At 34.7% G+C, this 24,262-nt stretch carries 25 protein-coding genes and 2 pseudogenes; 19 read left to right on the top strand and 8 right to left on the bottom strand.

Going from position 1 to position 24,262, the window contains the following annotated elements; genetic code table 11:
• A pseudogene (locus A9Q93_RS07265) lies at positions 1 to 99 on the bottom strand (single-stranded DNA-binding protein); the annotation flags it as partial.
• Between the two features lie 507 nt (positions 100 to 606).
• Between A9Q93_RS07265 and A9Q93_RS07260 the strand changes: the two are divergent.
• The 6 genes from A9Q93_RS07260 to A9Q93_RS07235 all read left to right on the top strand — a co-directional run bounded on the left by A9Q93_RS07260 (position 607) and on the right by A9Q93_RS07235 (position 4,457).
• Positions 607 to 1,236: a hypothetical protein gene (locus tag A9Q93_RS07260; protein ID WP_303686720.1), complete on the top strand. Its 630-nt coding sequence runs from the start codon at positions 607 to 609 to the stop codon at positions 1,234 to 1,236.
• Positions 1,237 to 1,414: 178 nt separating this feature from the next.
• Positions 1,415 to 1,954, top strand: coding sequence for an aspartyl/asparaginyl beta-hydroxylase domain-containing protein (locus A9Q93_RS07255; protein WP_303686719.1), 540 nt, complete (start codon positions 1,415 to 1,417; stop codon positions 1,952 to 1,954).
• Between the two features lie 81 nt (positions 1,955 to 2,035).
• Positions 2,036 to 2,200, top strand: coding sequence for a hypothetical protein (locus A9Q93_RS07250; protein WP_303686718.1), 165 nt, complete (start codon positions 2,036 to 2,038; stop codon positions 2,198 to 2,200).
• Positions 2,201 to 2,214: 14 nt separating this feature from the next.
• Positions 2,215 to 2,643, top strand: a complete 429-nt coding sequence (locus tag A9Q93_RS07245) for a DNA-binding protein (protein ID WP_303686717.1) — start codon at positions 2,215 to 2,217, stop codon at positions 2,641 to 2,643.
• 161 nt (positions 2,644 to 2,804) lie between these two features.
• Positions 2,805 to 3,749: a tryptophan 2,3-dioxygenase family protein gene (locus A9Q93_RS07240; RefSeq protein WP_303686716.1), complete on the top strand. Its 945-nt coding sequence runs from the start codon at positions 2,805 to 2,807 to the stop codon at positions 3,747 to 3,749.
• 255 nt (positions 3,750 to 4,004) lie between these two features.
• Complete coding sequence (locus A9Q93_RS07235) at positions 4,005 to 4,457, top strand: hypothetical protein (protein ID WP_303686715.1); 453 nt, start codon at positions 4,005 to 4,007, stop codon at positions 4,455 to 4,457.
• A gap of 76 nt (positions 4,458 to 4,533) precedes the next feature.
• Here the strand turns inward: A9Q93_RS07235 and A9Q93_RS07230 are convergent, their stop codons facing one another.
• On the bottom strand, positions 4,534 to 5,082 hold the full coding sequence (locus A9Q93_RS07230; protein WP_303686714.1) for a hypothetical protein: 549 nt from the start codon (positions 5,080 to 5,082) through the stop codon (positions 4,534 to 4,536).
• Between the two features lie 856 nt (positions 5,083 to 5,938).
• Here A9Q93_RS07230 and A9Q93_RS07225 point away from each other — a divergent pair.
• The 3 genes from A9Q93_RS07225 (at position 5,939) to A9Q93_RS07215 (ending at position 8,905) form a co-directional block, all read left to right on the top strand.
• Positions 5,939 to 7,684, top strand: coding sequence for a mechanosensitive ion channel family protein (locus A9Q93_RS07225; RefSeq protein ID WP_303686713.1), 1,746 nt, complete (start codon positions 5,939 to 5,941; stop codon positions 7,682 to 7,684).
• A 58-nt stretch (positions 7,685 to 7,742) separates the two neighbouring features.
• Positions 7,743 to 8,276, top strand: a complete 534-nt coding sequence (locus tag A9Q93_RS07220; protein ID WP_303686712.1) for a hypothetical protein — start codon at positions 7,743 to 7,745, stop codon at positions 8,274 to 8,276.
• A gap of 65 nt (positions 8,277 to 8,341) precedes the next feature.
• On the top strand, positions 8,342 to 8,905 hold the full coding sequence (locus A9Q93_RS07215; protein ID WP_303686711.1) for a GNAT family N-acetyltransferase: 564 nt from the start codon (positions 8,342 to 8,344) through the stop codon (positions 8,903 to 8,905).
• 128 nt (positions 8,906 to 9,033) lie between these two features.
• Here A9Q93_RS07215 and A9Q93_RS07210 read toward each other — a convergent pair whose 3' ends face one another.
• Positions 9,034 to 10,311, bottom strand: a complete 1,278-nt coding sequence (locus tag A9Q93_RS07210; protein WP_303686710.1) for a DEAD/DEAH box helicase — start codon at positions 10,309 to 10,311, stop codon at positions 9,034 to 9,036.
• A gap of 301 nt (positions 10,312 to 10,612) precedes the next feature.
• On the opposite strand from A9Q93_RS07210, the gene thrS reads away from it, so the two are divergent.
• The 4 genes from thrS to rplT all read left to right on the top strand — a co-directional run bounded on the left by thrS (position 10,613) and on the right by rplT (position 13,974).
• On the top strand, positions 10,613 to 12,559 hold the full coding sequence (gene thrS, locus A9Q93_RS07205; RefSeq protein WP_303686709.1) for a threonine--tRNA ligase: 1,947 nt from the start codon (positions 10,613 to 10,615) through the stop codon (positions 12,557 to 12,559).
• 55 nt (positions 12,560 to 12,614) lie between these two features.
• On the top strand, positions 12,615 to 13,127 hold the full coding sequence (gene infC / locus A9Q93_RS07200; RefSeq protein ID WP_303686721.1) for a translation initiation factor IF-3: 513 nt from the start codon (positions 12,615 to 12,617) through the stop codon (positions 13,125 to 13,127).
• A gap of 198 nt (positions 13,128 to 13,325) precedes the next feature.
• Positions 13,326 to 13,523, top strand: coding sequence for a 50S ribosomal protein L35 (gene rpmI / locus A9Q93_RS07195; protein WP_041566826.1), 198 nt, complete (start codon positions 13,326 to 13,328; stop codon positions 13,521 to 13,523).
• Positions 13,524 to 13,629: 106 nt separating this feature from the next.
• Positions 13,630 to 13,974 (top strand): 50S ribosomal protein L20, encoded by a 345-nt coding sequence (rplT, locus tag A9Q93_RS07190; RefSeq protein ID WP_015360853.1) that lies wholly within the window; start codon positions 13,630 to 13,632, stop codon positions 13,972 to 13,974.
• Between the two features lie 160 nt (positions 13,975 to 14,134).
• Here the strand turns inward: rplT and A9Q93_RS07185 are convergent, their stop codons facing one another.
• Together A9Q93_RS07185 and A9Q93_RS07180 are read right to left on the bottom strand one after the other, a co-directional pair.
• Positions 14,135 to 15,130, bottom strand: a complete 996-nt coding sequence (locus A9Q93_RS07185) for a DUF6588 family protein (protein ID WP_303686708.1) — start codon at positions 15,128 to 15,130, stop codon at positions 14,135 to 14,137.
• A gap of 79 nt (positions 15,131 to 15,209) precedes the next feature.
• Entirely contained in the window at positions 15,210 to 15,842 is a 633-nt protein-coding gene (locus A9Q93_RS07180; protein WP_303686707.1) for an acyloxyacyl hydrolase, read from the bottom strand.
• A gap of 205 nt (positions 15,843 to 16,047) precedes the next feature.
• Between A9Q93_RS07180 and A9Q93_RS07175 the strand changes: the two genes are divergently transcribed.
• On the top strand, positions 16,048 to 16,713 hold the full coding sequence (locus A9Q93_RS07175) for a class I SAM-dependent methyltransferase (RefSeq protein ID WP_303686706.1): 666 nt from the start codon (positions 16,048 to 16,050) through the stop codon (positions 16,711 to 16,713).
• 24 nt (positions 16,714 to 16,737) lie between these two features.
• Here the strand turns inward: A9Q93_RS07175 and A9Q93_RS07170 are convergent, their stop codons facing one another.
• The 3 genes from A9Q93_RS07170 to A9Q93_RS07160 all read right to left on the bottom strand — a co-directional run bounded on the left by A9Q93_RS07170 (position 16,738) and on the right by A9Q93_RS07160 (position 19,346).
• Complete coding sequence (locus A9Q93_RS07170; RefSeq protein WP_303686705.1) at positions 16,738 to 17,205, bottom strand: hypothetical protein; 468 nt, start codon at positions 17,203 to 17,205, stop codon at positions 16,738 to 16,740.
• 309 nt (positions 17,206 to 17,514) lie between these two features.
• Entirely contained in the window at positions 17,515 to 18,468 is a 954-nt protein-coding gene (locus A9Q93_RS07165) for a transketolase family protein (protein ID WP_303686704.1), read from the bottom strand.
• Positions 18,469 to 18,500: 32 nt separating this feature from the next.
• Entirely contained in the window at positions 18,501 to 19,346 is an 846-nt protein-coding gene (locus A9Q93_RS07160; RefSeq protein ID WP_303686703.1) for a transketolase, read from the bottom strand.
• A gap of 232 nt (positions 19,347 to 19,578) precedes the next feature.
• Between A9Q93_RS07160 and tgt the strand changes: the two genes are divergently transcribed.
• The 5 genes and pseudogenes from tgt to A9Q93_RS07135 all read left to right on the top strand — a co-directional run.
• Complete coding sequence (tgt, locus tag A9Q93_RS07155) at positions 19,579 to 20,709, top strand: tRNA guanosine(34) transglycosylase Tgt (protein ID WP_303686702.1); 1,131 nt, start codon at positions 19,579 to 19,581, stop codon at positions 20,707 to 20,709.
• On the top strand, positions 20,709 to 21,779 hold the full coding sequence (locus A9Q93_RS07150) for an LptF/LptG family permease (RefSeq protein WP_303686700.1): 1,071 nt from the start codon (positions 20,709 to 20,711) through the stop codon (positions 21,777 to 21,779). The genes tgt and A9Q93_RS07150 overlap by 1 nt, the downstream gene beginning before the upstream one ends.
• Positions 21,766 to 22,665: a DMT family transporter gene (locus A9Q93_RS07145; protein ID WP_303686699.1), complete on the top strand. Its 900-nt coding sequence runs from the start codon at positions 21,766 to 21,768 to the stop codon at positions 22,663 to 22,665. The genes A9Q93_RS07150 and A9Q93_RS07145 overlap by 14 nt, the downstream gene beginning before the upstream one ends.
• 201 nt (positions 22,666 to 22,866) lie before the next feature.
• A complete protein-coding gene (locus tag A9Q93_RS07140; RefSeq protein WP_303686698.1) occupies positions 22,867 to 23,820 on the top strand; it encodes an acetyl-CoA carboxylase carboxyltransferase subunit alpha in 954 nt (317 codons plus the stop codon).
• 281 nt (positions 23,821 to 24,101) lie between these two features.
• Positions 24,102 to 24,262, top strand: a pseudogene (locus A9Q93_RS07135) (replicative DNA helicase); the annotation flags it as partial.

Below are 24,262 nucleotides of genomic sequence, written 5' to 3'. Positions count from 1 at the left end.
CGAGAACTTCACTAGTGTTTTACCGTCATTTAAATTAATAGTTTCTGGATCTTGTCCTAGGTTACCGATTAACTGTACTTTGTTGCTTAGATTACTCATAATAAATTTGTTTGTATGGGTTATAAATTAGTTAAGTGCCATCCTTTGTTTTGATGACGGTGCAAATATGAGACAGCATCCAAATCATAATAGTATTTTAAACGTTTGTTTACGTTTATTTACGTTTGTAATTAATTGTAAATTTTGAAGTTATTACTATACTTATAAAAGTTGAGAAATAAGGAAATTAAATAAATTAAGTAGTTCTATATATTTTAAAGATATAACTAAGACATAATTGAATGTATTAGTATGCCTGAAAATAAAACCTATGTTTGAAAATGATAATATGTCTTATTTTATCTATAGTTCTATTATAAACTAATTTTCAAATATTTCAGCAAGACATGATAGTAGAGTTTGATATAGAAGTAGTAGAATCATTAGCTAACCAAAGAATATAAAGTATTTGCGCGCCTACTTCAACACTGATTACTTGCTACCTTTGTAGTATATTGTTTCCTAAACATAAAAAAATACGTTTATACTATAAATGATTAATTGAATATGAGTTTGAAATTGCTATTGCTAGTATTGACTGGTTTATTTTGGTCCATTGCCTATTTTGACATTATTAGAGTTGGTTTAAAACAAAAAACCTACGGCATGCCTTTTCTAGCACTTTCTCTCAATTTAACTTGGGAACTGTATAACACCGTCCAAGGTTTTCTAATGGTAGGATTTCATATTGCAAATACCATTAATTTAATTTGGGTAGTAATGGATTTGATGATATTGTATACATATTTCAAATATGGTAATAGTCATCTTAAAATAAAACCGCTGCTTTTCTATTTAGGCTCTATTTTTATCATATTAGTATCATTTCTTTTACAATATTGGATAGGTGAAGAAAAGGGTCTAGTTTTAGGAGCTGTATATTCTGCTTTTTGGAGTAATTTGTTAATGTCCCTTCTTTTTATTCCGCTGTATTATAAAAGGAAAAATCTATTAGGGCAAACTTTACTCATAGCCTACACAAAGTGTCTTGGTACATTAGCTATAACTATATTAGTAGGAATTATAGGTATCAATAGTTTAGGCGGTAAAATAAGTTCCATCACTTACATCGGTGGGCTTACCTTTATAGTAGATGTGTGGTATATCTATTTAGTTCACAAAAGAGTGAAAGCCTGATTTAGAAAAAGTGTTAGAACTATGATTTTTTAAATTTTCATATCTTTTGATTGATGCTAGCTTGTCAATGTCCCTAAAAAAAAACTAAGTGTAGCATTTATTAATCATATAAATCAAAACTCTCCTTAAATATTAAAGTTTAATTTTGAAAAGGATTAAAGGAGTAAACTTAAACCTAATGAACGCAATTAAACTTCCTTTTAAATTTGATGTAGAGTTGATTAAAAAAGAACTTTCTCAATTCTCAAAGGAAGATTACCGCGATATCTATAATGCGTCTGTAACATTAAAGACCTTATGGCTTATTCATTTAATAGAGCCTATTAATGATGCTGATGGACTGCCTGTTTTCTTACCTAACGCAGCGCTTAAAAAATGCCCTTACTTATTATCAGTTTTTGAAACATTTAATTGTCCTGTAGAGACTTTTAGAATTCATGTGCTCGATCCAGGAGCTAGTATCCAGCCGCATCGAGATAATGGTTATCGATTTAAAGACGGAATGGTAAGACTTCATATTCCCATAAAAACCAGTAAAAATGTTGAGTTAATAATTGATAAAGAAAGAGTTTTCATGCAGCCAGGTGAGTGCTGGTACTGCGATTTTCATAAAGTACACGAGGTTCATAATTACAGTGAAGAGCCTAGAATTCACCTTATCTTAGATTGTAAAGTAAATGAATGGTTAACTGGTATATTTAATAAAGTTATTGACTAAGTCGATTTGGTTTAAAGTTTAAATCACCAAAAGGGTTTTCTAACCGGCGTGTTATTATCTTTGATATAAAAGTCGCAGGATGTGCCGTCAGAGTTGAGAGATTTCCCATTTGATTTGGTAAAAGAAATAAGTGTTCCTTATTTTGGTGCTGGAAATTTTTATCGCTTTCGCGAAAGCGGAATCAAAACCAGTATCATGATAAGAATTATAATAACACTGGCAACCGTAGATAATACGTCACTTTAATAAAGTAAGTAGCAATGGATTTAAAAGTAGGAGAAAAAGTACAGTTAATTATAGAACGAGAAACACCTCTAGGTTATACCGTACTTATAGAAAATGGAGTAGAAGGATTGTTATATCACGATGAAGTCTTTACAGAGCTAGAAGTAGATGAAGAGGTGGCTGGTTATATAAAAAACGTAAGAGAAGATGGTTTAATAGATGTTTCTCTGAGGCCACAAGGCTTTCTTAATGTTATAGATAAAGATGTAGATAGAGTATTAAGTGAACTGCATGAAAGCCCAAATGGCTACCTTCTACTCACCGATAAAAGCCCAGCAGATCATATACGTTATCATTTAGAGATGAGTAAAAAAGCTTACAAAAGAGCGCTAGGTAAACTATATAAAGAGAAAATTATCACCATATCTGATGATAAAGTGGAGCTGGTGAATAAAAGTAAGTAGCCTATTCTTTTATTGTATTGCTAGTTTTCTATAGCAGAAAATTTAAATTCATCAATTTCTCGTAAATTTAGTTCCTATTAAATGAAAATTTGATAAAAGCTGCAATAGATCATTCCATATGATCAATTGCTATACAGTCCATTTGCCACACCAAAACTATAATGAAACACGACCAACTTTTTACCGATTTAAAAAATAAATACGATTCTATAGGTCAAGATGTCAATACCCACTTAAGTGGTCTATTGCATTCTAAACCTATCACTTACTGGGATTACATCCAGCCAGAAGCCTTGCTCAATCTACAAGTGCAACGTACTAACTTGCCTGATGAGATGGTATTTATCATGTACCATCAAATTAACGAATTGTTGTTTAAGATGATCTTGTGGGAAATCGATCAAATAGCTACGCATCCTGATTTAACAACAGCATTTTTTGCAGACCGACTGGATCGTATAAGCCGCTATTTTGATATGCTTTCTTCTTCTTTTCAAATTATGGGCGATGGAATGGAAGTAGAGCAATACATGAAATTTAGAGATACACTAACGCCAGCCAGCGGTTTTCAAAGTGCACAGTATAGAAAGATAGAATTTGCTTCTACAGAGTTGATCAACTTAATAGATGTACGTTTTAGAGATACGATAGATCGTAACAAACCATTTAGTCATGCCTTTGATCATTTGTACTGGCAGGCAGCAGGTAAGGATCACAAGACAGGTAAAAAATCGACACTTCTTCAGTTATTTGAAGACAAGTATATGGATGATTTTATTGTGTTTATGAAAACCTACAACACCAGTAATTTGTGGACGAAGTTCAAATCCTTGCCCGCAGAAGATCAAAAAGATTTAAAATTACGTAATGCCATGAGACATTATGATCACACGGTAAATGTACTTTGGGTAATGGCACATTTTAACGCTGCGGCAAAGTATTTGAATAGTGGCAGTACTGAAGCAGAAGCTACAGGTGGAAGCAAATGGCAAAAATATATGCATCCCAGATATCAAAAACGCATCTTCTTTCCAGATCTATGGACAGAAGAAGAACTTGAAAATTGGGGAATTACTAATCTGGAAGGTCACGAGGTGTTAAGGTAAACTTGGTTTATTGATAAACCGATTGGATTATAATAGTGAAAACAACAGCCATAATTATAAACAAGCTAAGTAATAGATTGTAAACTATTTGCTGAAAGCCATTAGCATAAGATTTAAAACTCTTTTGCTTCTTTCCTGTGATCAAATAAATAGGTTTGAAGAAAAGAAAACGTAAGCACATTCCTAAACCGCAGAAAAGGTAAATTACCAAAGGGTTTCTGAAGTTTTCTTCATATAAGTGCATGTTTCCAATATATGAAATACATTATCTCCATCTATATCGCTCTAGGTCTCGTATTATCAATACTATTTACTATTGAATATGATTGTATAGGTGAAGAATTGTTTCCTACGTATTACGGAAGCCCTTTTGTTTTTAAGCAAAAGTCCCTAGGAAGTTCTATGACCTATTTTTACAGTGCTTCAGGTGTAATTGTAAATCTAATCGTATGGAGTGTTACCTTATTATTGATGCACAGCATAGTAACGAATGTCACAAAGAAAATTGATCGACATAAGTGGATTCAAATAATTTACAAAACCTTTATTATCCTATGTCTTTGTTTTTCTACGATACATATTTTTATTGATTCTGTTATGATAGGAACCGGTTTCGGCCATGGTCAGAATTATTGGATTTTTGAACTAGACGCTGAAGCTGAAAAGTGGGGCGTTGAATGCAAAGGAGAATGGATTTTATTGAAATAGTTGTTATGTAAAAAAAAAGACTCTTTTCTTTTGTAAAAAGAGTCTCAATGATTCAAAAATTTTAAAAAAAGCGTTACTATTTTTTCTTCTTCTTTTTGTCTTTACTTTTCTTTTTACCCTTCGTTTTTTTAGAATTGACCTTAGCTCTCTTGATTTTTTCCTTTACACGAGAAATCTCTTGATCTATTTGCTCGTTGAGTTCATCAGTCGCTCTCAAAAAGGCTTGCTCTAATACTTTAACAGCCAGTCGGTACTTGCCTAGATGTTCTAGAACTTGTCCTAATTGCATGTATAAAAAAGCTTTATTCGTTCCTTGAATTCCTAGAGCAAAATCAATCAAACGCAATGCTTCATGATATTCTTCATTTAAAATAAGAACCCTAACGTAGCCAGGATAAGCCGTGACTAGATCTAGATTTTTAGATAAAGCCTGCGCATAAAAATCTTTTGCTGCTGGATAATTCTTCAAATGCTCTGCTTGTAAACGTGCCATGGTAAACAGTGTGTAAGCATCTTCAGGATCATAAGCGAGCGCATAATTAAGCGACTCTACGGTTTGTTCTAAATCCCAATTGAACCAGTTTAAAGCCTTGATCAAATAGGTATTATGTGTGATATTGTCCATAACTGTTTTGTAGTGAGGTAGATTTTACCTCAATGTTGAGTACGGATCTTTCTATGTGATTTTTTTTTGAGTTGATCGCATAAAAAAATCCGAAACATGATTTTTTATTTTTTTCATTTGCTTCGGATTCATTTTATGGAATAGCGTTTATTCAGTAAAAAGAATGCCGAAGTCGTGCCAGCCCTAGAGCTGTAGGAAACTGATCTTCTAAAGACGAGATTCCTTTATGTATTTGATTGTATAACATCAACTTCTTGTTTTAATTAATAATGGTGCACTTGTTCTCAAATGCGATGCAAATATAATGGCTTATTTTTTTAATTTCCAAATTAAAAAATAAATTAATTATTTGAAAATCAGTTAGTTGTATTTAAATTTAAGCATAAGTTGGTCTGTCCACTAGTTGCAGATATTGATCCCTTTTTCTATCGTATTGATAGTGATGGATCTAGGATATGGACTCATTTATTTCTATGCTCATATTTATTTTGAAAAAAAATTAAAATAAACCACAAAAAAAAACGCTTGATGTAGAAGATCAAGCGTTTTTCTTTATGTTTTACCTCTTTAAAATAGTTCTAAGGTTCAAAAACAAATCGATAACTACCTGATCTGGAAAATAAAAATCCTCCTAGATCTGTCCAAGAAGGCACTTCCTGACGTGAGTTGTTATATGTGCTATTGTTTTTCATGATGCTGCGAATATATAGGATTTTATTCAATTGTTTCTTTTACTATTTCTAGTTTGATATAGGGTTCGCTTTCGCGAAAGCGAAAATTAAACTCATTAATCGATTCATAACTTTTAACGGTTCTCTAATAATAAAAACTTCTTGATCGTTGTAAATTTCAAATTATGACTTCCAATCAACGTTACACCATAGTTTATATATTTTTATTATTCATTTTTTCGTCAGTTTCTGGACAAAAAAAATCGCAAGAAAATACCAATAACAATTTTCCTAAACTTAGTGATACGATTTCTAATAAAGGAACCTATCAAAATAATCCGATAGGTGAATACAATAAAGCGTTTTACATTCTAGATCGATTAAATGAGAATATAGGTTTGCCACCTAGTAGGCTTAATTTTCAATCTCCGCAATCAACTCTAGAGCATTTTATTTTGAGTTGTCGAGAAGAGAATTTTGAGGATGCTGCTTATGCTCTTAATTTGAACCTTTTTCCCAAGGAAGTAACCATTAAAGAAGCGGCAATTTTGGCAGAGAAGTTATATTTTGTTATCAATCAGCGCGTAGGGATAGATTGGGATAACATTTCAGATAGACCTGATGGTCAGGTTGATATTACCACATCTACAAATGGAGCGATAGCTGGTAATCCTAGACGTAGTGTCGTTTTTGGTGAGGTAGATCTTGATGGAAGAGATGTGGTTTTACGATTACAACGCGTAAAGCTGAATGAATACGGAGCATTCTGGATGATTTCATCTAATACGGTAGAAAATGTGGAGCCACTTTATGCTGTTTATGGACCACGTAAATTAGATCGCATTATGCCTCAATGGGCTCGTGTTACCGTTTTAGGTTTACCATTGTGGAAAGTAGTAGGTACTATGTTCCTGTTATTTGTGGCTTATTATCTAGGCAAAGGATTTAGTTATATCACAAAAAAATTATTGCTCAAATCTGATAAAGCATGGATGAGAACCATTGCTAACAAAATGGCGAAACCTGCTGGATTAGCCCTAGGAATTTTGTTTTTCTATATTACACTTAATAAACTTATTTCCTTTTCTGGACAGTTAGCAAGTACTATTTATGCAGTCCTTCTAATGATAGTCATCTCGTGCATTGCCTGGTTCTTAATGAAATTCATTGATGCGTTTATGACGTATATCGCAGATCATAGAATAGGGGACTCTTCAATAGAGGAAAATTCTCATGCTAGAATGATGATGACTTATATATCAGTTGCGAGAAGGATATTAACTGTGGTCATTATAATTGTTGCCATTTCTGTTATTCTGTCACAATTTAGATCCTTAGAGAAATTGGGAATTTCACTTTTAGCTTCTGCTGGTTTAATAACGATAATTCTAGGTGTAGCTGCACAAAATACATTAGGAAATATTATTGCTGGAATTCAAATTGCCTTAACAAGACCGGCCAAAATAGGAGATACTCTTTATATACATGATGAATGGGGCTACGTTGAAGATATACGTTTTACCTACATGGTAGTAAGAACATGGGATTCACGTCGCTTAGTTGTGCCATTGAAAGATTTGATATCTAAACCGTTTCAGAATTGGTCTATGACTAATGCGCATCAACTAAGACCTATTACTATCTATGCAGATTATAAAACTGACGTCAACTTGGTAAGAGAAAAGTTTAGTGAGCTTCTTAAAGCTTCGGACGACTATGACGAAGAAAATCCTCCTGTAGTTCAAGTCACAGAGGTGACAGAGAAAGCTATAGGCATACGGGCATTATGTAGTGCAAAAGACGCCACTACAGCCTGGGATTTACATTGCAGGCTTAGAGAAGAACTGATAAAGTTTGTAGCAGAATTAAACGATGGAGCACATCTTGTTAAAAATAGAGTAACTATTGAAAATGAAATTAATCTTGATTGATTTTGTAAATCACATTCTCTTATATTTGAGATATTAGAGAGTTACATAAAAAGTAAAGTTGATTTTAAACGCACGAGAAGCTCAAGAACATGAACTGCGCAAAGTTGTAGGAAGCGCTATTCCTTTTAATTTAAGAAAAATGAAAGCCTCTGGTTCTTCTGGACTATTTTTAAAATCCATTACTAATTATAAAAATCCAGAAAAAGCGCTATCGATTAATTCTAAATGCAGTTTTGAAAATAGAGTAAACGGGATTTTGCTGAGGTCTTACAATTCAAATGTGCAAATGATGGTGGCTTTACCACTTAACGAGATTTCAAAAATTCAGTTGATAAAAGGAGATGAAATTAATCATTTAAGTACATTTTCACTAGGTGGTGTTTTTCATAAAATAGGTTTGTCTTTGCGGTATGCGCGTTACCTATTCCCTTATAGATTCTACCGGATTGATCCTATGGATTTAATTATTTACAGTAAAAATTATAAAATGACTTTTAGAGCTAGCGGTTATCAATTTGAAAATCAATTAGATTTTTGGAGGTCTTCTTCTGCCGCAGCAAAACTGACAATTCTTGATAAGAATGAAGAATGAAATTCAGATAATCTGTAATGCTTTGGTGATTATTCTTAATCGTTAGTTTAATAATAGGCTATCAAATGACTTTTTTGCAAATACGTAGCGCAAAAGTATACCTTCAAAACGTTATGAAATTTAAACATCATCAGATCATTATCAAAAAAGCAGGCAGCAATGACTTTAATCAAATTCTTCATTTACTAAAGACTGCCGCTCAAACTTTAAAAGATCGCGGTATTGACCAGTGGGATTATTGGCTTGATCCACCTAAGGAACGACTGGAATGGGCGAGAGAAGGATTTATCAATGGTGAGTTCTATTTCATCACTTTCAATAACGAGATAATAGGCATGTACCGACTTTGCACAGAAGATCTACTGTACTGGGGCAAACAACAAGAGTCAGCTCACTATATTCACTCATTAGTGACTCATCCAAAATTTAAAGGACTTAAAATAGGTAGCTATATCATTAAGCAAATTGAAAAATCAGCTTTAGAAAACAACATATCGTTGATTAGGCTGGATTGCAACGCCGCTAATTTAGGTTTATGCCAATATTATTTAGATCAAGGTTTTACCAAAGTAGGAGAGAAGCAAATGAAACTTTCCTTAAACAGTCTTTTTGAAAAGCGATTATCCTAAAGAGTAATTTACTTCTAACATGGAAGATCTAACTAATCAAGTTGCAGAATGTAAGTTGAAACATTAAAATAAAAAAAGCCCTTTATCATTACATAAAGAGCTTTTAAATTTTATTCTAGTTGTAGAACCTACCTAGAGTTTCGGCTGCGGTTGCGATTCCCTCCACTTCTTGAAGAGGAACTTTTACTTTTTGGTCGGTTATTATTTCTTCCTTGAGAACGACCACGGCCTCCACCTTTTTTTTTAAGACTAGGCTCTGCGGCATCTTCCATTTTGAATTCATAATCATGATCATCTACCGTAGGGATAGAAGTCTTAATCAGTTTTTCTATGTCTTTTAAGAAAGGGCGCTCTTCTAGCATACAAAAGGAAACAGCAAGACCGCTTGCGCCAGCTCTACCAGTTCTACCTATTCTATGTACATAAGATTCTGGTACATTAGGTAAGTCATAATTTACTACGTAGCTCAATTCATCAATATCTATCCCACGCGCAGCAATATCTGTAGCGATCAACGCTTGAAGATCTCCATCTTTAAATTGTTGTAAAGCTCTTTGCCTTGCAGCTTGAGATTTGTTACCGTGAATAGCGGCACTTTTAATACCAGCTTTGTCCAGGTCCTTAACTATTTTATTAGCTCCATGTTTAGTTCTAGAAAAAACAAGCGTCGAGTCATTAAGCTCATTGCTCAATAAATCGATCAAGAGTTTGGTCTTGTTCTTTTTATTCACATGGTAAATGCGCTGCTCTACTTTTTCGGCAGTCGTTTTTTCTGGTTCGATGGTAACTCTTGCGGGATTTCCTAAGATTTCATTAGAAAGCTTTACGATTGCACTAGGCATGGTTGCACTAAAGAACAATGACTGTCTCTTTTGAGGTAAAATCTTCAGTAATTTCTTAATGTCATGAATAAAGCCCATGTCCAGCATCTGGTCTGCTTCATCAAGAACAAAATGCTCGATGTGATCCAGCGTTATATAACGCTGGTTGATTAAATCTAGTAATCTTCCCGGTGTAGCAACCAGTACATCAACTCCTTGATGCAAGGAATAAACCTGTGAGGTTTGCTTCACTCCACCAAATATGACTGTATTTTTAATATCAGTATACTTAGTATATGCAGTAAAATTTTCTCCTATTTGTATAGCAAGTTCTCTTGTAGGAGTAACTACTAACGTTTTTATGCGTCTTTTACCCTTAGGTGGTGTGCGATTATATAAATCTTGAACGATGGGAATGGAAAATGCGGCAGTTTTACCGGTTCCAGTCTGTGCACAGCCTAGTAAATCTTTTCCTTCTAATAAAACTGGAATGGCTTGTGCTTGAATAGGTGTAGGACGTTCATATCCTTGGTCTTGCAATGCTCGCAAGATGGGTTCAACTAACCCTAATTCTTTAAATGTCATGTATTGTATTAAGCTGCAAAGGTAAGCTATTGACATAACTACTAGCGCAAAGTAGGATTATCTTAACGATTGTATCAATAAGTAAGAGAAGATGGTGGCTTATCTCGCTTTCGCGAAAGCGGAACAGCTATAAAACTCTTTACAAGAACTACTATTTATATTTTTGCAACACATTTAATTCTTAATCTTTTCAAAGCATGAAATTTCTAGCCTTCTATATCCCATAAGTTTTAAAACTGTGCAGAAAATTAATTGTGATTTTCTATAAAGACATTACCTTTACCGCTCATATTTTGTAGTTATGATAAATATTACATTGCCAGACGGCAGTATTAAAGAAATGGAAAGCGGCACAACTCCTATGGATGTTGCAATGAGTATCTCACAAGGTCTCGCGCGCAATGTCATAAGCGCTAGCTTTAACGGTATCAAAGTAGAAACTAAAACACCGCTTACTGAGGACGGTAGTTTAATACTTTATACGTTCAACAATCCTGAAGGGAAAGAGGCATTTTGGCACTCTACTTCTCATATAATGGCACAAGCCATTGAGGAATTATTTCCTGGAGTAAGTCTCACCATAGGACCAGCAATCGATAATGGTTTTTATTACGATATTGATTTCAAAGAACACGCTATATCAGAAAGTGATATTCCTAAAATAGAAGAACGCATGTTAGAAATTGCTCGTGGTAAACATGAGTTTAAGATGCGTAGTGTGTCTAAGGCAGATGCTTTAAAATTCTATAAAGATCAAAACAATCCATACAAAGTTGAGCTTATAGAAAACTTGACTGATGGAGAGATTACTTTTTGTGATCATGATACTTTTACAGACTTGTGTAGAGGTGGGCATGTTCCTAATACAGGGATCATTAAAGCGGTAAAGATTATGAGTATCGCCGGTGCCTACTGGCGTGGAGATGAGAATAATCCACAGTTGACTCGTATGTATGGAACCTCTTTTCCTAAACAAAAAGATTTAAAAGAGTATCTCGCCTTACTGGAAGAGGCTAAAAAACGTGATCATAGAAAACTAGGTAAAGAACTTCAGTTATTTACTTTTTCTCAACGTGTAGGTCAAGGTTTACCATTATGGCTACCTAAAGGAGCTGCGTTAAGAGAACGACTAGAAGATTTTCTTAAAAAGGCCCAGAAGAAAGCAGGTTATGAAATGGTAGTGAGTCCACATATAGGTTCTAAGGAATTATATGTAACCTCAGGTCATTACGAGAAGTATGGAGCAGACTCTTTCCAGCCTATAAAAACTCCTAATGAAGATGAAGAATTTTTATTAAAACCTATGAACTGCCCACATCACTGTGAAATTTATAAAAGTGCACAATGGTCTTATAGAGATCTACCTAAACGATTTGCAGAATTTGGCACCGTTTATAGATATGAGCAAAGTGGTGAATTACACGGTTTAACTCGTGTAAGAGGTTTTACACAAGATGATGCGCATATTTTCTGTATGCCTGATCAGCTCGATGCTGAGTTTAAAGCCGTTATTGATTTGGTGCTTTATGTATTTGGATCACTAGGTTTTGAGAATTTTACAGCTCAAGTAAGTGTACGTGATCCTAAGAAACCAGAGAAGTATATAGGAGATACGGCAAACTGGGAAATCGCAGAGAATGCAATCATCAGTGCTGCTAAGGATAAAGGTCTTAATTATGTAATAGAAGAAGGTGAAGCTGCTTTTTATGGTCCTAAATTAGACTTCATGGTGAAGGATGCATTAGGAAGAAGCTGGCAGCTAGGAACTATTCAAGTAGATTACAATTTGCCAGAGCGTTTTGACTTATGGTATAAAGGAGCTGACAATGAGTCGCATAGACCTGTCATGATTCACAGAGCGCCTTTTGGTTCTATGGAGCGATTTATAGCTATTTTACTGGAGCATACTGGCGGTAATTTCCCGCTATGGTTGATGCCAGAGCAATGTACTATTCTGTCTCTCAGTGAGAAATATGAAAATTATGCTAAAGAAGTGGCAAATTCCCTAGAAATTAACGAAATTCGCACAATAGTTGACAATCGTGCAGAAACCATGGGTAAAAAAATCCGTGAGGCAGAGATGAATAAATTGCCATACATGCTTATCGTAGGTGAGCAGGAAGAAAAAGATGGCACTATTTCTGTAAGAAAACATGGAGGAGATGATTTAGGAACTATGTCAGTACAGTCATTTACTGAAATAGTAAAAAAAGAAATCTCTGAAACTATAAAAACATTTGAAGTTTAATTAAAATTATAAAGTCATAGCAATACGTAGACGCAGAAGCCGTGGTCCGGCTCGAATTATCAAAGAAGACAAGCATGCTATCAATGAAAAGATACGTGCGAGAAAAGTAAGACTAGTAGGTGATGGTGAGCCACGCATAATGGACACTAGAGATGCCTTAAAAGAAGCACAAGAGAAAGAACTGGACTTAGTCGAGATCTCTCCTAATGCTGATCCACCTGTGGCAAAAATCATGGACTACAAAAAGTTTGTCTATGAGCAAAAGAAGCGTGAGAAAGCTATCAAGCAAAATGCAAGTAAGGTAGTAATTAAGGAAATTCGTTTTGGTCCTAATACTGACGATCACGATTACGAATTTAAAAGAAAACATGCTGAGAAGTTCTTGAAAGAAGGAGCTAAGTTAAAAGCTTATGTATTTTTTAAAGGACGTTCTATCATCTATAAAGATCAAGGTGAGATTTTACTTTTAAGACTTGCTCAAGATCTAGAAGAACTAGGTAAAGTAGAACAAATGCCTAAAATGGAAGGTAAGCGTATGAATATGTTTATCGCGCCTAAGAAAAAATAATTAGTTTGTTGAGATTTTCACATTTATGTGAGGTCTTTACAGAGAAAAAAATTACTTTTGCAGTCCTCATTTGAGGGCTGTTTTTTTATGTCTTGATTTTAATAGTGGTAACATTACTTTAAGTTGTTGTTATTTAAATGTAAATCAAGCGATTAAAGCACTTTTAAATAGGATTGCGAGAATTTAAAAAAGGAAATTATGCCTAAGATGAAAACAAAATCTAGTGCTAAGAAGCGTTTTAAGCTTACTGGCTCTGGAAAGATCAAAAGAAAACACGCTTTTAAAAGTCACATCCTGACTAAGAAAAGTAAGAAACGTAAGCTTGCTTTAACGCACTCTACATTAGTGCACAAAGCAGACGAGCCTAATATCAAGTTACAGTTAAACCTTAAATAAGGATACGTGTAAACCTTGATGGTTTATTAATTATCACAATAACCCAATAGTAGCGCACAATAAAAGTATCTAGAAATGGATCGCCTGCTGTTAAAAAATTAAAATTATGCCTAGATCAGTAAACGCCGTAGCTCGTAGAGCTCGCAGAAAAAAAGTCCTCAAGCAGGCAAAAGGTTACTTCGGACGTCGTAAAAACGTATGGACAGTAGCAAAGAACGCAGTAGAGAAAGCAATGTCTTACTCTTACCGTGATAGAAGAAATAAGAAAAGAACATTCCGTAGATTATGGATCACGCGTATTAACGCTGGTGCTCGTATGCATGGAATGAGCTACTCACAGTTTATGGGAGCAGTGAAGAAGAACAACATCGAGTTAAATCGTAAAGTTCTTGCAGATCTTGCAATGAATCACCCAGAAGCTTTTGAAGCAGTAGTAAACAAAGTAAAATAATTTGGTGTAACAACCTCTCGCAAATAAAAATCCCCATCAGTAATGATGGGGATTTTTTATGTCTTAAAATATTTTTTAATCAATTTATAAATTTCAATTATAGCTGAATATTGGTTCTTGTCTCGCTTTCGCGAAAGCGGAATACGAGTAATTAATAGACTTAATTAATATTGTAGACTCCACTAACGTTTATATTAATAAATTGTCCAGCACTTACCTGAGAATTAATATTCCATCTAGGAGTCGCTTGATATGCAGCACCTAGGTCTAATTTAAAAGAATGTCTTGTTTCACTAAGAGTAGTAAGTACATCATTAAATAAATCAAAGAAAAAATCACGTTCTCCTGTAAGACTGTAATCTACCCAGCTGGTATTATAATTTAAAGCACTTGATAATGTCCATTTGTTAAAATCCTTGCTCACCACGATGCCAGTATTAATGGAATGAAAGTCTATCAGAGATCCAGTAATGGTAGCTAGGTTTTCACCGCCGTCAGTAGGAGCGAGATCCAGTGGCTCATCGTACTCTAAATTTAAATCGGTTAGATTATAATTTGCATAGAGCGCAATGTCTACTGGTCGATTCTCTCTAAATACGTATTGAGATAAATTGTGTTTAAGCCCTAAGCCATAAACGGCATAATAAGAATTGTCGAATTTTATTTGTGGCACTAATCTTATCGTGACTTCTGTTTCTTTCCATAATCCTACCTGACTTTGTATATAAGGTAATGCAAAAAAATCTGTGTCTAGTCCTGAGAAAGCTTGAAATTCATAGGTTTCACCTTCAATCGTAAAGTCAAAAAAGTCCAATCCTCGTCCACCCAAAGTGGTAGGAATACTAGCGTCATTTCCTTCTCTGATATCTACATTAATAAAGTCAGCATCTCTAACGGTAAAATTCTTTTTACTATTAGGAAAAGGCAAACCACTTATTCCTAGAGAAACATTAATTTTAAATTTATCGAGAGATTTTGCAGTATGAAACCATCCGGCTCCTGTTTGCATCACACTTGCTTCTGTAGCAGGTTCATTAAATCCATCAAGGATAAATAAGATATCTGATAAGACGTTTTCTACATCATTTTGTGAATGCGATTGATTCACTTGAAATAAAAAACACATAAATAAAGTGCAGGTAAAAAATGTTTTCATAAAGATAGGTTGTTTTCAAATGTACGATTATCAGTTGTTTGAGATTTAAATAATCAATAATAAAATATATCTGGATTGCTTAGTTGTTAAAAAGAAAAGACACGCCTGTTTCTATAGAAAAGCTATTGTGGCCAGAATTGGGCTTTGCTAGTTGGGCGTTTGAAGTGTGTCTTAAGGAAGCTTTCAAGTCCCAGCGCAAATTTTTATAACGATAAGAAGTCCCTAAACCTATCACGTCAGAAAAGGTAAATCCTTTTCTAAGCCTTTCTGTACTTTCAGTAGAAATTTGTGGACCTACCGCGCCTATTGCATACATACTCCAGTTTTGAGTTATATGATACCTTGTTTGTAAACCCAGATGTAAGGTGTATTCTTGATAATCATTAGGCTGTAAAAAGCGTTCTCTTAATTCTTCAAAATTATCAAAATCCTCAGGTTTTATATAAAACCGATTGAGCAATTGATGTGTCGTCTCGTAATATGTGGGCTGCGCGAGTAATTCAAAAGTCCAGTTACCGCTGGTTTTTACGATATGAGTAAGTTGTATGTTTATAAATTTGTTATCGTGAGAATAATCAGGATCATTACCTAAAAAACTATCTTGTGAAGAAGTACCTATATGTAAGCCTATACTAGATAAAAAATGTTTTGATATAGAATCTTGTGCTTTAGAAAAATTATAACAGCACACCGTAATTAGGATGAAGAGCATCAAGCTTTTGTTGTTCCTATGTATTGTATTAATGAACTGTTTAATGGTGGCAGTATTAAAAATTTAAAAAGCTAAAGTAAGTAAAAGTTGCTAGTTGTAATATATATCTGCTTAATTTGTAAACGGTAAATGATAACCGGCAATCCTTAATATAAGCAATTGTAAAGATGGATCGTTTATACTAAGTTTTGTGTGAAACAATTTAATGACTGAGATTAAAAAAAATAAAAAACCTTGGCCTACTCGTCAAGCGATGCAGCAAATCTATGAACTAAATCTATGGGGTGATAATGGCGGTTCATTTTATTCTGGCGCAGGTTCTCATAGTTTGCATATTGTAAAACCTTACATGAATAGTGTATCAAGTTTTTTAAAATCACTAGATAAACCTATCGATATTTGCGACTTAGGCTGTGGAGATTTTAATATAGGAAAGGAGTTGTCACACTTATGTAAGTCTTATACTGCTATAGATATTGTACCAGAACTTATAGAGCATAATAAGAAACAGTTTAAAGCAAGTAACGTATCGTTTCAATGTCTAGATATAGCAAAAGATCAATTACCTCATGCAGATGGTGTGATATTAAGACAAGTCTTACAGCATTTGTCAAATCATGAAATAGCACAAATTGTAAAGAAACTATACGCTTACAATTATATTATTTTGACAGAGCATGTTCCTTCAGGTGATTTTGTTCCCAATTTAGATATCATATCAGGACAAGGCATTAGAATTAAGAAAAATAGTGGTGTAAACCTTCTAGCCGCACCATTTCATTTAAAAATTAAAAGTCATACACTTCTTGCACAAACCCAACTTCAAAATAACAAAGGAGTTATTACTACTGTCTTGTATGAAATGAACTGAAAATAGGTCGTGCCTATTTTAGACTTAACGCAACCACTTTGTCATTGAAGGAAACTGAGCCGCTGTTGTCATGTTCATCCATTCTAACATAGGCAGTCCCAGATAATTTTCGTTTTCAAATTGATCAATGAGCCACTGAGATTGCTTCTTATACCCATCGTCATGGAAAACAATTTTAAGATCAAAATTTAAATGTCTACATGCTGCAAATGACCATAATATAGCTGTGATCTCATCAGCATCTGTAGGCCATTCTTTTTTCATATTTTCTGTACCTATAAATTTTCGTTTACTTTCTTCGGTAACAGCAATATGTCCAGCTTCATGCAGTAAATCTCCAGGGAATTTAAGTCGATCATAATCTATTAAAATACTACATCCTAACAGGCTTAAACCTGGTAAAAAAGTGTCCTGAGAAAGTGGAGTTTCTTTTACTTCTATCCCTATTTCATTGAGAAATGATATAATGATTTCTAAATTATGTTGACTCATAATGTTTTATTATCAGGTAGGTATAAATGTAGGTTAAAAGTTAAGAAGTTATTTCGCTTTCGCGAAAGCGGAATCTGATCAATGTAAATTGATTATTAATCATTTTAATTTTACTGCTTGATTTTTTGATGCTCAATAAATTGTTTTGTAGCTGAATAGGAAGTTTAATTCACTCTTTTAAATACAACGAGCGCTAACAGTAGATTTACACTCATTTGATCTGTTGCCTCAGTTGTCTTTTAGGTGTCAAGAATGCATAAAAAAGTCCTCATCAATCGATGAGGACTTTAAAAAAGTAGGTAGGATCAATTATTTTCTTTTGATCACCTTTTCAGCTTTAAGTGCAATATTTTCTGCATTAAGGCCGTATTTTTCTAGTAATTGTGCTGGAGTTCCACTTTCTCCAAAGGTATCATTAGTCGCTACAAATTCTTGAGCAGTAGGATGGTGAAGAGCAAGCGTTCTCGCTACACTTTCACCTAAACCACCTAGATAGTTATGCTCTTCAGCAGTGACGATACAACCAGTTTTTTGAACCGATTTAATGATCGCTTCTTCATCTAGAGGTTTGATCGTGTGAATATTGATCACCTCTGCACTGATGCCTTTTTCATTAAGAGCTTTGGCAGCTTCTAGAGCTTCCCAGACTAAATGTCCTGTTGCTACAATAGTAACGTCTGTTCCTTCTTGAAGTAGCACTGCTTTACCTATTTCAAAGGTTCCGTTTTCTGGTGTGAAATTAGCCACCTTTGGACGTCCGAATCTTAGGTAAACTGGTCCATGAAGATTTGCTATTGCAAGTGTAGCTGCCTTAGTCTGGTTATAATCACAGGTGTTAATTACTGTCATTCCAGGCAACATTTTCATTAACCCTATATCTTCAAGAATCTGGTGTGTCGCGCCGTCTTCACCTAGAGTTAATCCAGAGTGAGAAGCACAAATCTTCACATTTTTATCAGAGTAGGCGATGCTTTGTCTTATCTGGTCATAAACACGACCTGTAGAAAAGTTAGCAAACGTACCAGTAAAAGGAATTTTTCCTCCTATAGTCATTCCGGCAGCCATTCCCATCATGTTAGCCTCTGCAATACCTACTTGAAAGAATCGGTCTGGATGATTATTTGCAAAGGCATTCATTTTAAGAGAGCCAGTAAGGTCTGCACAAAGCGCTACTACATCTTTATTAGTTTGACCTAGTTCAGTTAAGCCATCACCAAAACCTGATCTCGTGTCTTTATTTCCTGTGTTTTCGTAAATTTTCATATCTAAAATCTGCTGGGCAGATGTTTTTTTAATTAATAGTCTCCTAAAGTTTCTGGGTTTTGGCTCAATGCATCAGCGAGTTGCTCATCGTTAGGAGCGATTCCATGCCATGCGTGAGATCCCATCATGAAGTCAACTCCGTTACCCATTTCAGTATGTAGAAGAATACAAACAGGTTTTTCCTTACCGCTTAATGTTTTGGCATCGTTAATTCCATCGATTATAGCGTCGACATCATTTCCTTTTTCTATGGTAACCACATCCCAGCCAAAAGCTTTGAACTTATTACTTAAATCTCCTAAAGCAAGGACTTGATCAGTACTACCGTCTATTTGCTGTCCATTTACATCTACTGTAGCGATAAGATTATCTACCTTGTTTGCAGCTGCATACATGGCGGCTTCCCATATCTGACCTTCTTGTAGCTCACCATCACCGTGAAGTGTGTAAACCATTTTATCATCACCGTTTAACTTTTTAGTCGCTGCTGCTCCTATGGCTACACTCATTCCTTGACCTAAAGAACCACTAGCAATGCGCACTCCTGGAAGATCTTCATGAGTAGTAGGGTGACCTTGTAGCCTAGTGTTTAACTTTCTAAATGTACTTAACTCTTCTACTGGAAAGTATCCAGCTCTTGCTAAAACGCTGTAGAATACAGGAGAAATGTGACCGTTTGAAAGGAAAAATAAATCTTCATTCACACCATCCATTTGAAAAGAAGGATCGTGATCCATCACTTCATTGTAAAGTGTTACTAGAAATTCTGTGCAACCTAGTGATCCACCAGGGTGGCCACTGCTTACTGCGTGAACTTGTCTAACGATGTCACGTCTTACTTGCGTTACTAAATATTTTAAGTGCTGTGTATCAGCCATTTTAGGGTTTTTTAATGATCTTTTCAAAAATACTCTTATTGAATAACTCATTAAATAATTATCTCAGTCAGTTATTAACGATATACCGTGTTTTGTGAACAATAGAGTTAAAATATGCCTATAAATTAGAACCTAGTATTGTTTTTAACTCGCTTTCGCGAAAGCGGTAAACACTAAAAACTCTTAACTCATATCTCATAACTCCTAACTACAAATAGTATCTTTGCCATCCATGAAATTTGATTTATTACAAAACGATCCACAGAGTCAGGCTAGAGCTGGAGTTATCCATACTGACCATGGAAAAATAGAGACGCCTATTTTTATGCCAGTAGGCACCATAGGTACTGTTAAAGGAGTTCATCAACGCGAGTTAGAACAAGAGGTAAATCCTGATATAATTTTAGGGAATACGTACCATTTATACTTGAGGCCTGGAACTGATATTTTAGAAAAAGCAGGTGGACTGCATAAGTTTATGAATTGGGATCGTCCTATCCTTACAGATTCTGGTGGTTACCAAGTTTACTCTTTAAGTTCTAATAGAAAGATAAAGGAAGAAGGTGTAAAATTTAAATCTCATATAGACGGTAGTTACCACACTTTTACGCCAGAAAGAGCGATGGATATCCAGCGTAGTATAGGTGCAGATATTATCATGGCATTTGATGAATGTACTCCTTATCCTTGTGACTATAATTATGCACGCCGTAGTATGCACATGACGCATCGATGGTTAAAAAGATGTATTACTCATTTTGATAATTCTCCAGATTTATACGGGCATAAACAAACTCTTTTTCCTATTGTTCAAGGAAGTACTTATAAAGACCTTAGAAAGCAAAGTGCAGAAGCAATTGCTGCTACAGATCAATTCGGTAACGCGATAGGCGGACTCTCAGTAGGTGAACCAGCCGAAGAAATGTATGCGATGACTGAGGTGGTGACTGCAGTTTTACCTAAAGAAAAACCACGCTACCTTATGGGCGTAGGAACTCCTATCAATCTGCTTGAAAATGTTGCTTTAGGAGTAGATATGTTTGATTGTGTGATGCCTACTCGTAATGGTCGTAATGGTATGATTTTTACCGCTCATGGAACCATGAACATGAAAAACCTTAAATGGGCTGAAGATTTCACACCTCTAGACCCAGCAAATTATGCTTGGGTAGACACTGCCTATACTAAAGCCTATGTGCGTCATTTATTTACGGTTAATGAAATGCTAGGTAGACAAATTTGTACCATACACAATCTTTCGTTTTATTTATGGTTAATGAGAGAGGCACGTAAACATATTCTCGCGGGAGATTTTAGAACGTGGAAGGATCAAATGGTTAAACAAATGGATAACAGACTCTAGTGTTAAGCATATTAGATAAATACATATTAAAGCGATATCTAGGTGCGTTTGCTTTATTGCTCACCTTGTTTTTACCTATCATGGTAACTGTCCATATTGCCGAAAAAATCGGTAAAATCATTTCAAAGGATGTTCCCGCTGGTGAGGTGCTCCTTTACTTGGTAGACTTTACAGTGTATTTTTCTAATTTTTTATTTCCGCTGTTTTTATTTATTTCTACGATGTTTTTTACATCAAAGCTTGCCATGAATACTGAGGTGATAGCCTTTTTAAGTTCTGGTGTGTCTTTTAATAGATTTTTACGTCCTTATATAATAGGAGCTACTATTGTGTGTGTGGCGGCACTTATATTTAGTGCTATTTTTGTGCCTAATGCATCAGCTGGATTTAACGAATTCCAGAATAAGTATTTCAAACGTGGTGGAGGCGTTAATACAACTAACGTTTTTAGGCAAATCAATGATAACGACTACATTTATGTTAGTAATTATCAAAAGTCTTCCCAGACCGGTTTTGATTTTACCTTAGAGCATTTTGAAGAAAATGTTTTAAAGTACAAGATCTATGCAAACCGAATCAAATTTGAGGATTCTACCTATGTACTAAGCGGTTATAAAAAACGTACGATCCTAGAAGATGGAGAAATCATAGAAAAGGAACAAAAGAAAGATACCTTATTTAGTTTTGATATTGATGAGCTTACTCCATCAGAATACATCGCAGAGACACTTCAATTCTCTGAATTAAATGATTTTATAGAGCTAGAAGAGAAGAGAGGTAATGCAAATATGAATATCTATTACGTAGAAAAGTATAAACGTACCTCTATACCAGTAAGTGCTTTCATTTTTACATTAATAGCTGTCGCAGTATCATCAGTAAAAAAACGTGGTGGTATGGGAATGAATCTCGCTATAGGAATTGTAATCGCTATGACCTATGTTTTTCTAGATAAGGTCTTTGGTACCATTGCCGAGAAAAGTACATTTAACCCATGGATTGCCGTGTGGTTCCCTAATATTTTCTTTGCTGTAGTGGCTATTTTCCTTTTGAAAAATGCGAGACGATAAATTACTTAATTACCTTCATTTACATTTTATTGTATTTATTTGGGGTTTTACTGCTGTACTAGGTGCATTAATTAGCATCGATTCTATTCCCCTAGTTTGGTGGCGCATGAGTATAGCCGTGGTACTCATATTTATATATATGAAATGGAAGAAAATTCCTTTTCAATTATTTGGTAAAGGTGCGCTTTCGCGAAAGCGTATTCTAGCCTTCTTACTTGCTGGAGTTGTGATTGCATTGCATTGGGTGACCTTTTTTGGAGCTATAAAAGAATCTAACGTTTCTGTAACACTTGCTATGTTGAGTATGGGATCCTTCTTTACAGCCTTATTAGAACCCATTTTTACTTCCAAGAAATTTGTCTGGTATGAGCTTATTTTTGGTGTTATCATAATAGGAGCTTTATATTATATTTTCCAGATTGAAACCGAATATGTGACAGGTATGATCTTAGGTTTGATCAGTGCACTATTAAGTGCGATATTCTCTATTATGAACGTGAAATGGGCCAAAGAGAATCCTCCTTCCTTAATATCTTTTTATGAGCTGTTAAGTGGTGTAGCTTTACTTTCTCTATTCTTCTTATTTCTTCCTGTTGAATTTGTCATGCCATCGCAACTATCTTCAATGGACTGGTTATTGTTAGGGATACTAGCATCTGTTTGTACAGCCTACGCTTTTATTGCAAGTGTAAAAGTGATGAAGTTTTTAAGTGCCTATACGGTGATGTTAACTATTAATTTGGAGCCGGTTTATGGTATTTTCTTAGCTTATTTAATTTTAGGCGATGCAGAAGAAATGACACCAGAATTTTATATAGGAGCTGTTGTTATTGTTCTAGTAATTATTACAAACGGTATACTTAAAACGCGACTTGCTAAGAAGTGATCTCAGTCGCTTAGCGCAGTAGTAGTTCAGATTCATTTTTTGCTAAACTAATGACTTCAGGACAGTAGCGATCGCCACATATTTAAAAATTTAGATTTTGTAATTACTTTTCTATTCTCGTTCACAACTTCAAATTCAATTTTACTTATACTTCAACTTGTATTACTATATTTGTTCCACCCAAAAATTGAATTCCCTTATATGGAGTATTTAGAATTTGAATTACCGATCAAGGAGCTGGAAGAAAAGTACCAGCAAACTATTACCTTAGGTGAAGAAAGTGATGTAGACGTAAGCGCTACTATCAAGCAAATAGAGAAAAAATTAAAAGCTACTCGTAAAGATATATACGCAAATTTAACAGCATGGCAACGTGTACAAATGTCACGTCATCCCAGTCGTCCTTATACTTTAGATTATATTAAAGCTATATGTGGTGATACCTGGTTAGAACTACATGGTGATCGCAATGTTAAAGATGACAAAGCGATGATAGGTGGACTAGGAAAAATAGGTGAGCAAAGCTTCATGTTTATAGGTCAACAAAAAGGATTTAATACTAAGACGCGTCAGTACCGCAACTTTGGTATGGCAAATCCAGAAGGTTACCGCAAAGCATTACGCTTAATGAAAAGCGCGGAGAAATTTGGAGTGCCAGTTGTTGCCTTAATTGATACACCAGGAGCATATCCAGGTCTTGAAGCAGAAGAACGCGGTCAAGGAGAAGCGATTGCCAGAAATATTCTTGAAATGACTCGTCTTAAAGTGCCTATTATCGTTATGATTATAGGAGAAGGAGCAAGTGGTGGTGCTTTAGGTATAGGTGTAGGAGATCGAGTAGTAATGTTAGAAAATACTTGGTATTCTGTTATTTCACCAGAATCTTGTTCATCCATCTTATGGAGAAGCTGGGAATATAAAGAGCAAGCTGCAGATGCTCTAAAGCTTACTTCTACAGACATGAAAAAATTAAAATTAGTAGATGAAATTTTAAGAGAACCAGAAGGTGGTGCTCATAAAGATAGAGAGACTACTTTTAAATTAGTTGAGGATTGTATTTTAAGACAATATGATGATCTTAAAGACCTTTCTTCTGAAGAGCTGGTAGAAAAACGTATGGATAAATATTGTAATATGGGAGTCTTTAAAGGCTAATCATCTCTTTTTAAAACTATTAAAAGCTACAAGAAAGACCTATTCTACTTGTAGCTTTTTTAACCCCTAAATTTTAAGTTTTAGATCGTTAAAGTACTTATCAACTTTATTAATTTAAAACGATGGCTACTTGTAGATTTGCTAGTAGTGATGGTCAGTATCATTCACAAAAAACTTATGGTTATTAACAGGTTGTAAACTTGTTTTTATAGGGTAATGTTCATTACCTTATCATAAACTGACAACGTTAAGATAATATTAAAACCCTATTTTTGAACTCTATGGAAAAAGTACAACAACGCCCTAATATAGTAACAGGAAACACCTCTGTCGTTACGCTTGAGAAAGGTAAAATACCGCCACAAGCTGTTGATTTAGAGAAAGTTGTTATAGGAGCGTTGATGATTGATGGTAAAGGAGTTGATGAAGTAATCGACCTTTT

Source organism: Nonlabens dokdonensis (assembly GCF_002162835.1).
Lineage (GTDB): Bacteria > Bacteroidota > Bacteroidia > Flavobacteriales > Flavobacteriaceae > Nonlabens > Nonlabens dokdonensis_B.
This window is presented reverse-complemented; position numbering and strand designations above follow the sequence as displayed.

What these genes read in the sequence shown, in the direction of transcription:
- A9Q93_RS07260 (WP_303686720.1), top strand. Translation starts at nt 607, where the DNA reads ATGAGTTTGAAATTGCTATTGCTAGTATTGACTGGTTTATTTTGGTCC.
- A9Q93_RS07255 (WP_303686719.1), top strand. Translation starts at nt 1,415, where the DNA reads ATGAACGCAATTAAACTTCCTTTTAAATTTGATGTAGAGTTGATTAAA.
- A9Q93_RS07245 (WP_303686717.1), top strand. Translation starts at nt 2,215, where the DNA reads ATGGATTTAAAAGTAGGAGAAAAAGTACAGTTAATTATAGAACGAGAA.
- A9Q93_RS07240 (WP_303686716.1), top strand. Translation starts at nt 2,805, where the DNA reads ATGAAACACGACCAACTTTTTACCGATTTAAAAAATAAATACGATTCT.
- A9Q93_RS07235 (WP_303686715.1), top strand. Translation starts at nt 4,005, where the DNA reads ATGAAATACATTATCTCCATCTATATCGCTCTAGGTCTCGTATTATCA.
- A9Q93_RS07230 (WP_303686714.1), bottom strand. Translation starts at nt 5,082, where the DNA reads ATGGACAATATCACACATAATACCTATTTGATCAAGGCTTTAAACTGG.
- A9Q93_RS07225 (WP_303686713.1), top strand. Translation starts at nt 5,939, where the DNA reads ATGACTTCCAATCAACGTTACACCATAGTTTATATATTTTTATTATTC.
- A9Q93_RS07215 (WP_303686711.1), top strand. Translation starts at nt 8,342, where the DNA reads ATGACTTTTTTGCAAATACGTAGCGCAAAAGTATACCTTCAAAACGTT.
- A9Q93_RS07210 (WP_303686710.1), bottom strand. Translation starts at nt 10,311, where the DNA reads ATGACATTTAAAGAATTAGGGTTAGTTGAACCCATCTTGCGAGCATTG.
- thrS (WP_303686709.1), top strand. Translation starts at nt 10,613, where the DNA reads ATGATAAATATTACATTGCCAGACGGCAGTATTAAAGAAATGGAAAGC.
- rpmI (WP_041566826.1), top strand. Translation starts at nt 13,326, where the DNA reads ATGCCTAAGATGAAAACAAAATCTAGTGCTAAGAAGCGTTTTAAGCTT.
- rplT (WP_015360853.1), top strand. Translation starts at nt 13,630, where the DNA reads ATGCCTAGATCAGTAAACGCCGTAGCTCGTAGAGCTCGCAGAAAAAAA.
- A9Q93_RS07185 (WP_303686708.1), bottom strand. Translation starts at nt 15,130, where the DNA reads ATGAAAACATTTTTTACCTGCACTTTATTTATGTGTTTTTTATTTCAA.
- A9Q93_RS07180 (WP_303686707.1), bottom strand. Translation starts at nt 15,842, where the DNA reads ATGCTCTTCATCCTAATTACGGTGTGCTGTTATAATTTTTCTAAAGCA.
- A9Q93_RS07175 (WP_303686706.1), top strand. Translation starts at nt 16,048, where the DNA reads ATGACTGAGATTAAAAAAAATAAAAAACCTTGGCCTACTCGTCAAGCG.
- A9Q93_RS07170 (WP_303686705.1), bottom strand. Translation starts at nt 17,205, where the DNA reads ATGAGTCAACATAATTTAGAAATCATTATATCATTTCTCAATGAAATA.
- A9Q93_RS07165 (WP_303686704.1), bottom strand. Translation starts at nt 18,468, where the DNA reads ATGAAAATTTACGAAAACACAGGAAATAAAGACACGAGATCAGGTTTT.
- A9Q93_RS07160 (WP_303686703.1), bottom strand. Translation starts at nt 19,346, where the DNA reads ATGGCTGATACACAGCACTTAAAATATTTAGTAACGCAAGTAAGACGT.
- tgt (WP_303686702.1), top strand. Translation starts at nt 19,579, where the DNA reads ATGAAATTTGATTTATTACAAAACGATCCACAGAGTCAGGCTAGAGCT.
- A9Q93_RS07145 (WP_303686699.1), top strand. Translation starts at nt 21,766, where the DNA reads ATGCGAGACGATAAATTACTTAATTACCTTCATTTACATTTTATTGTA.
- A9Q93_RS07140 (WP_303686698.1), top strand. Translation starts at nt 22,867, where the DNA reads ATGGAGTATTTAGAATTTGAATTACCGATCAAGGAGCTGGAAGAAAAG.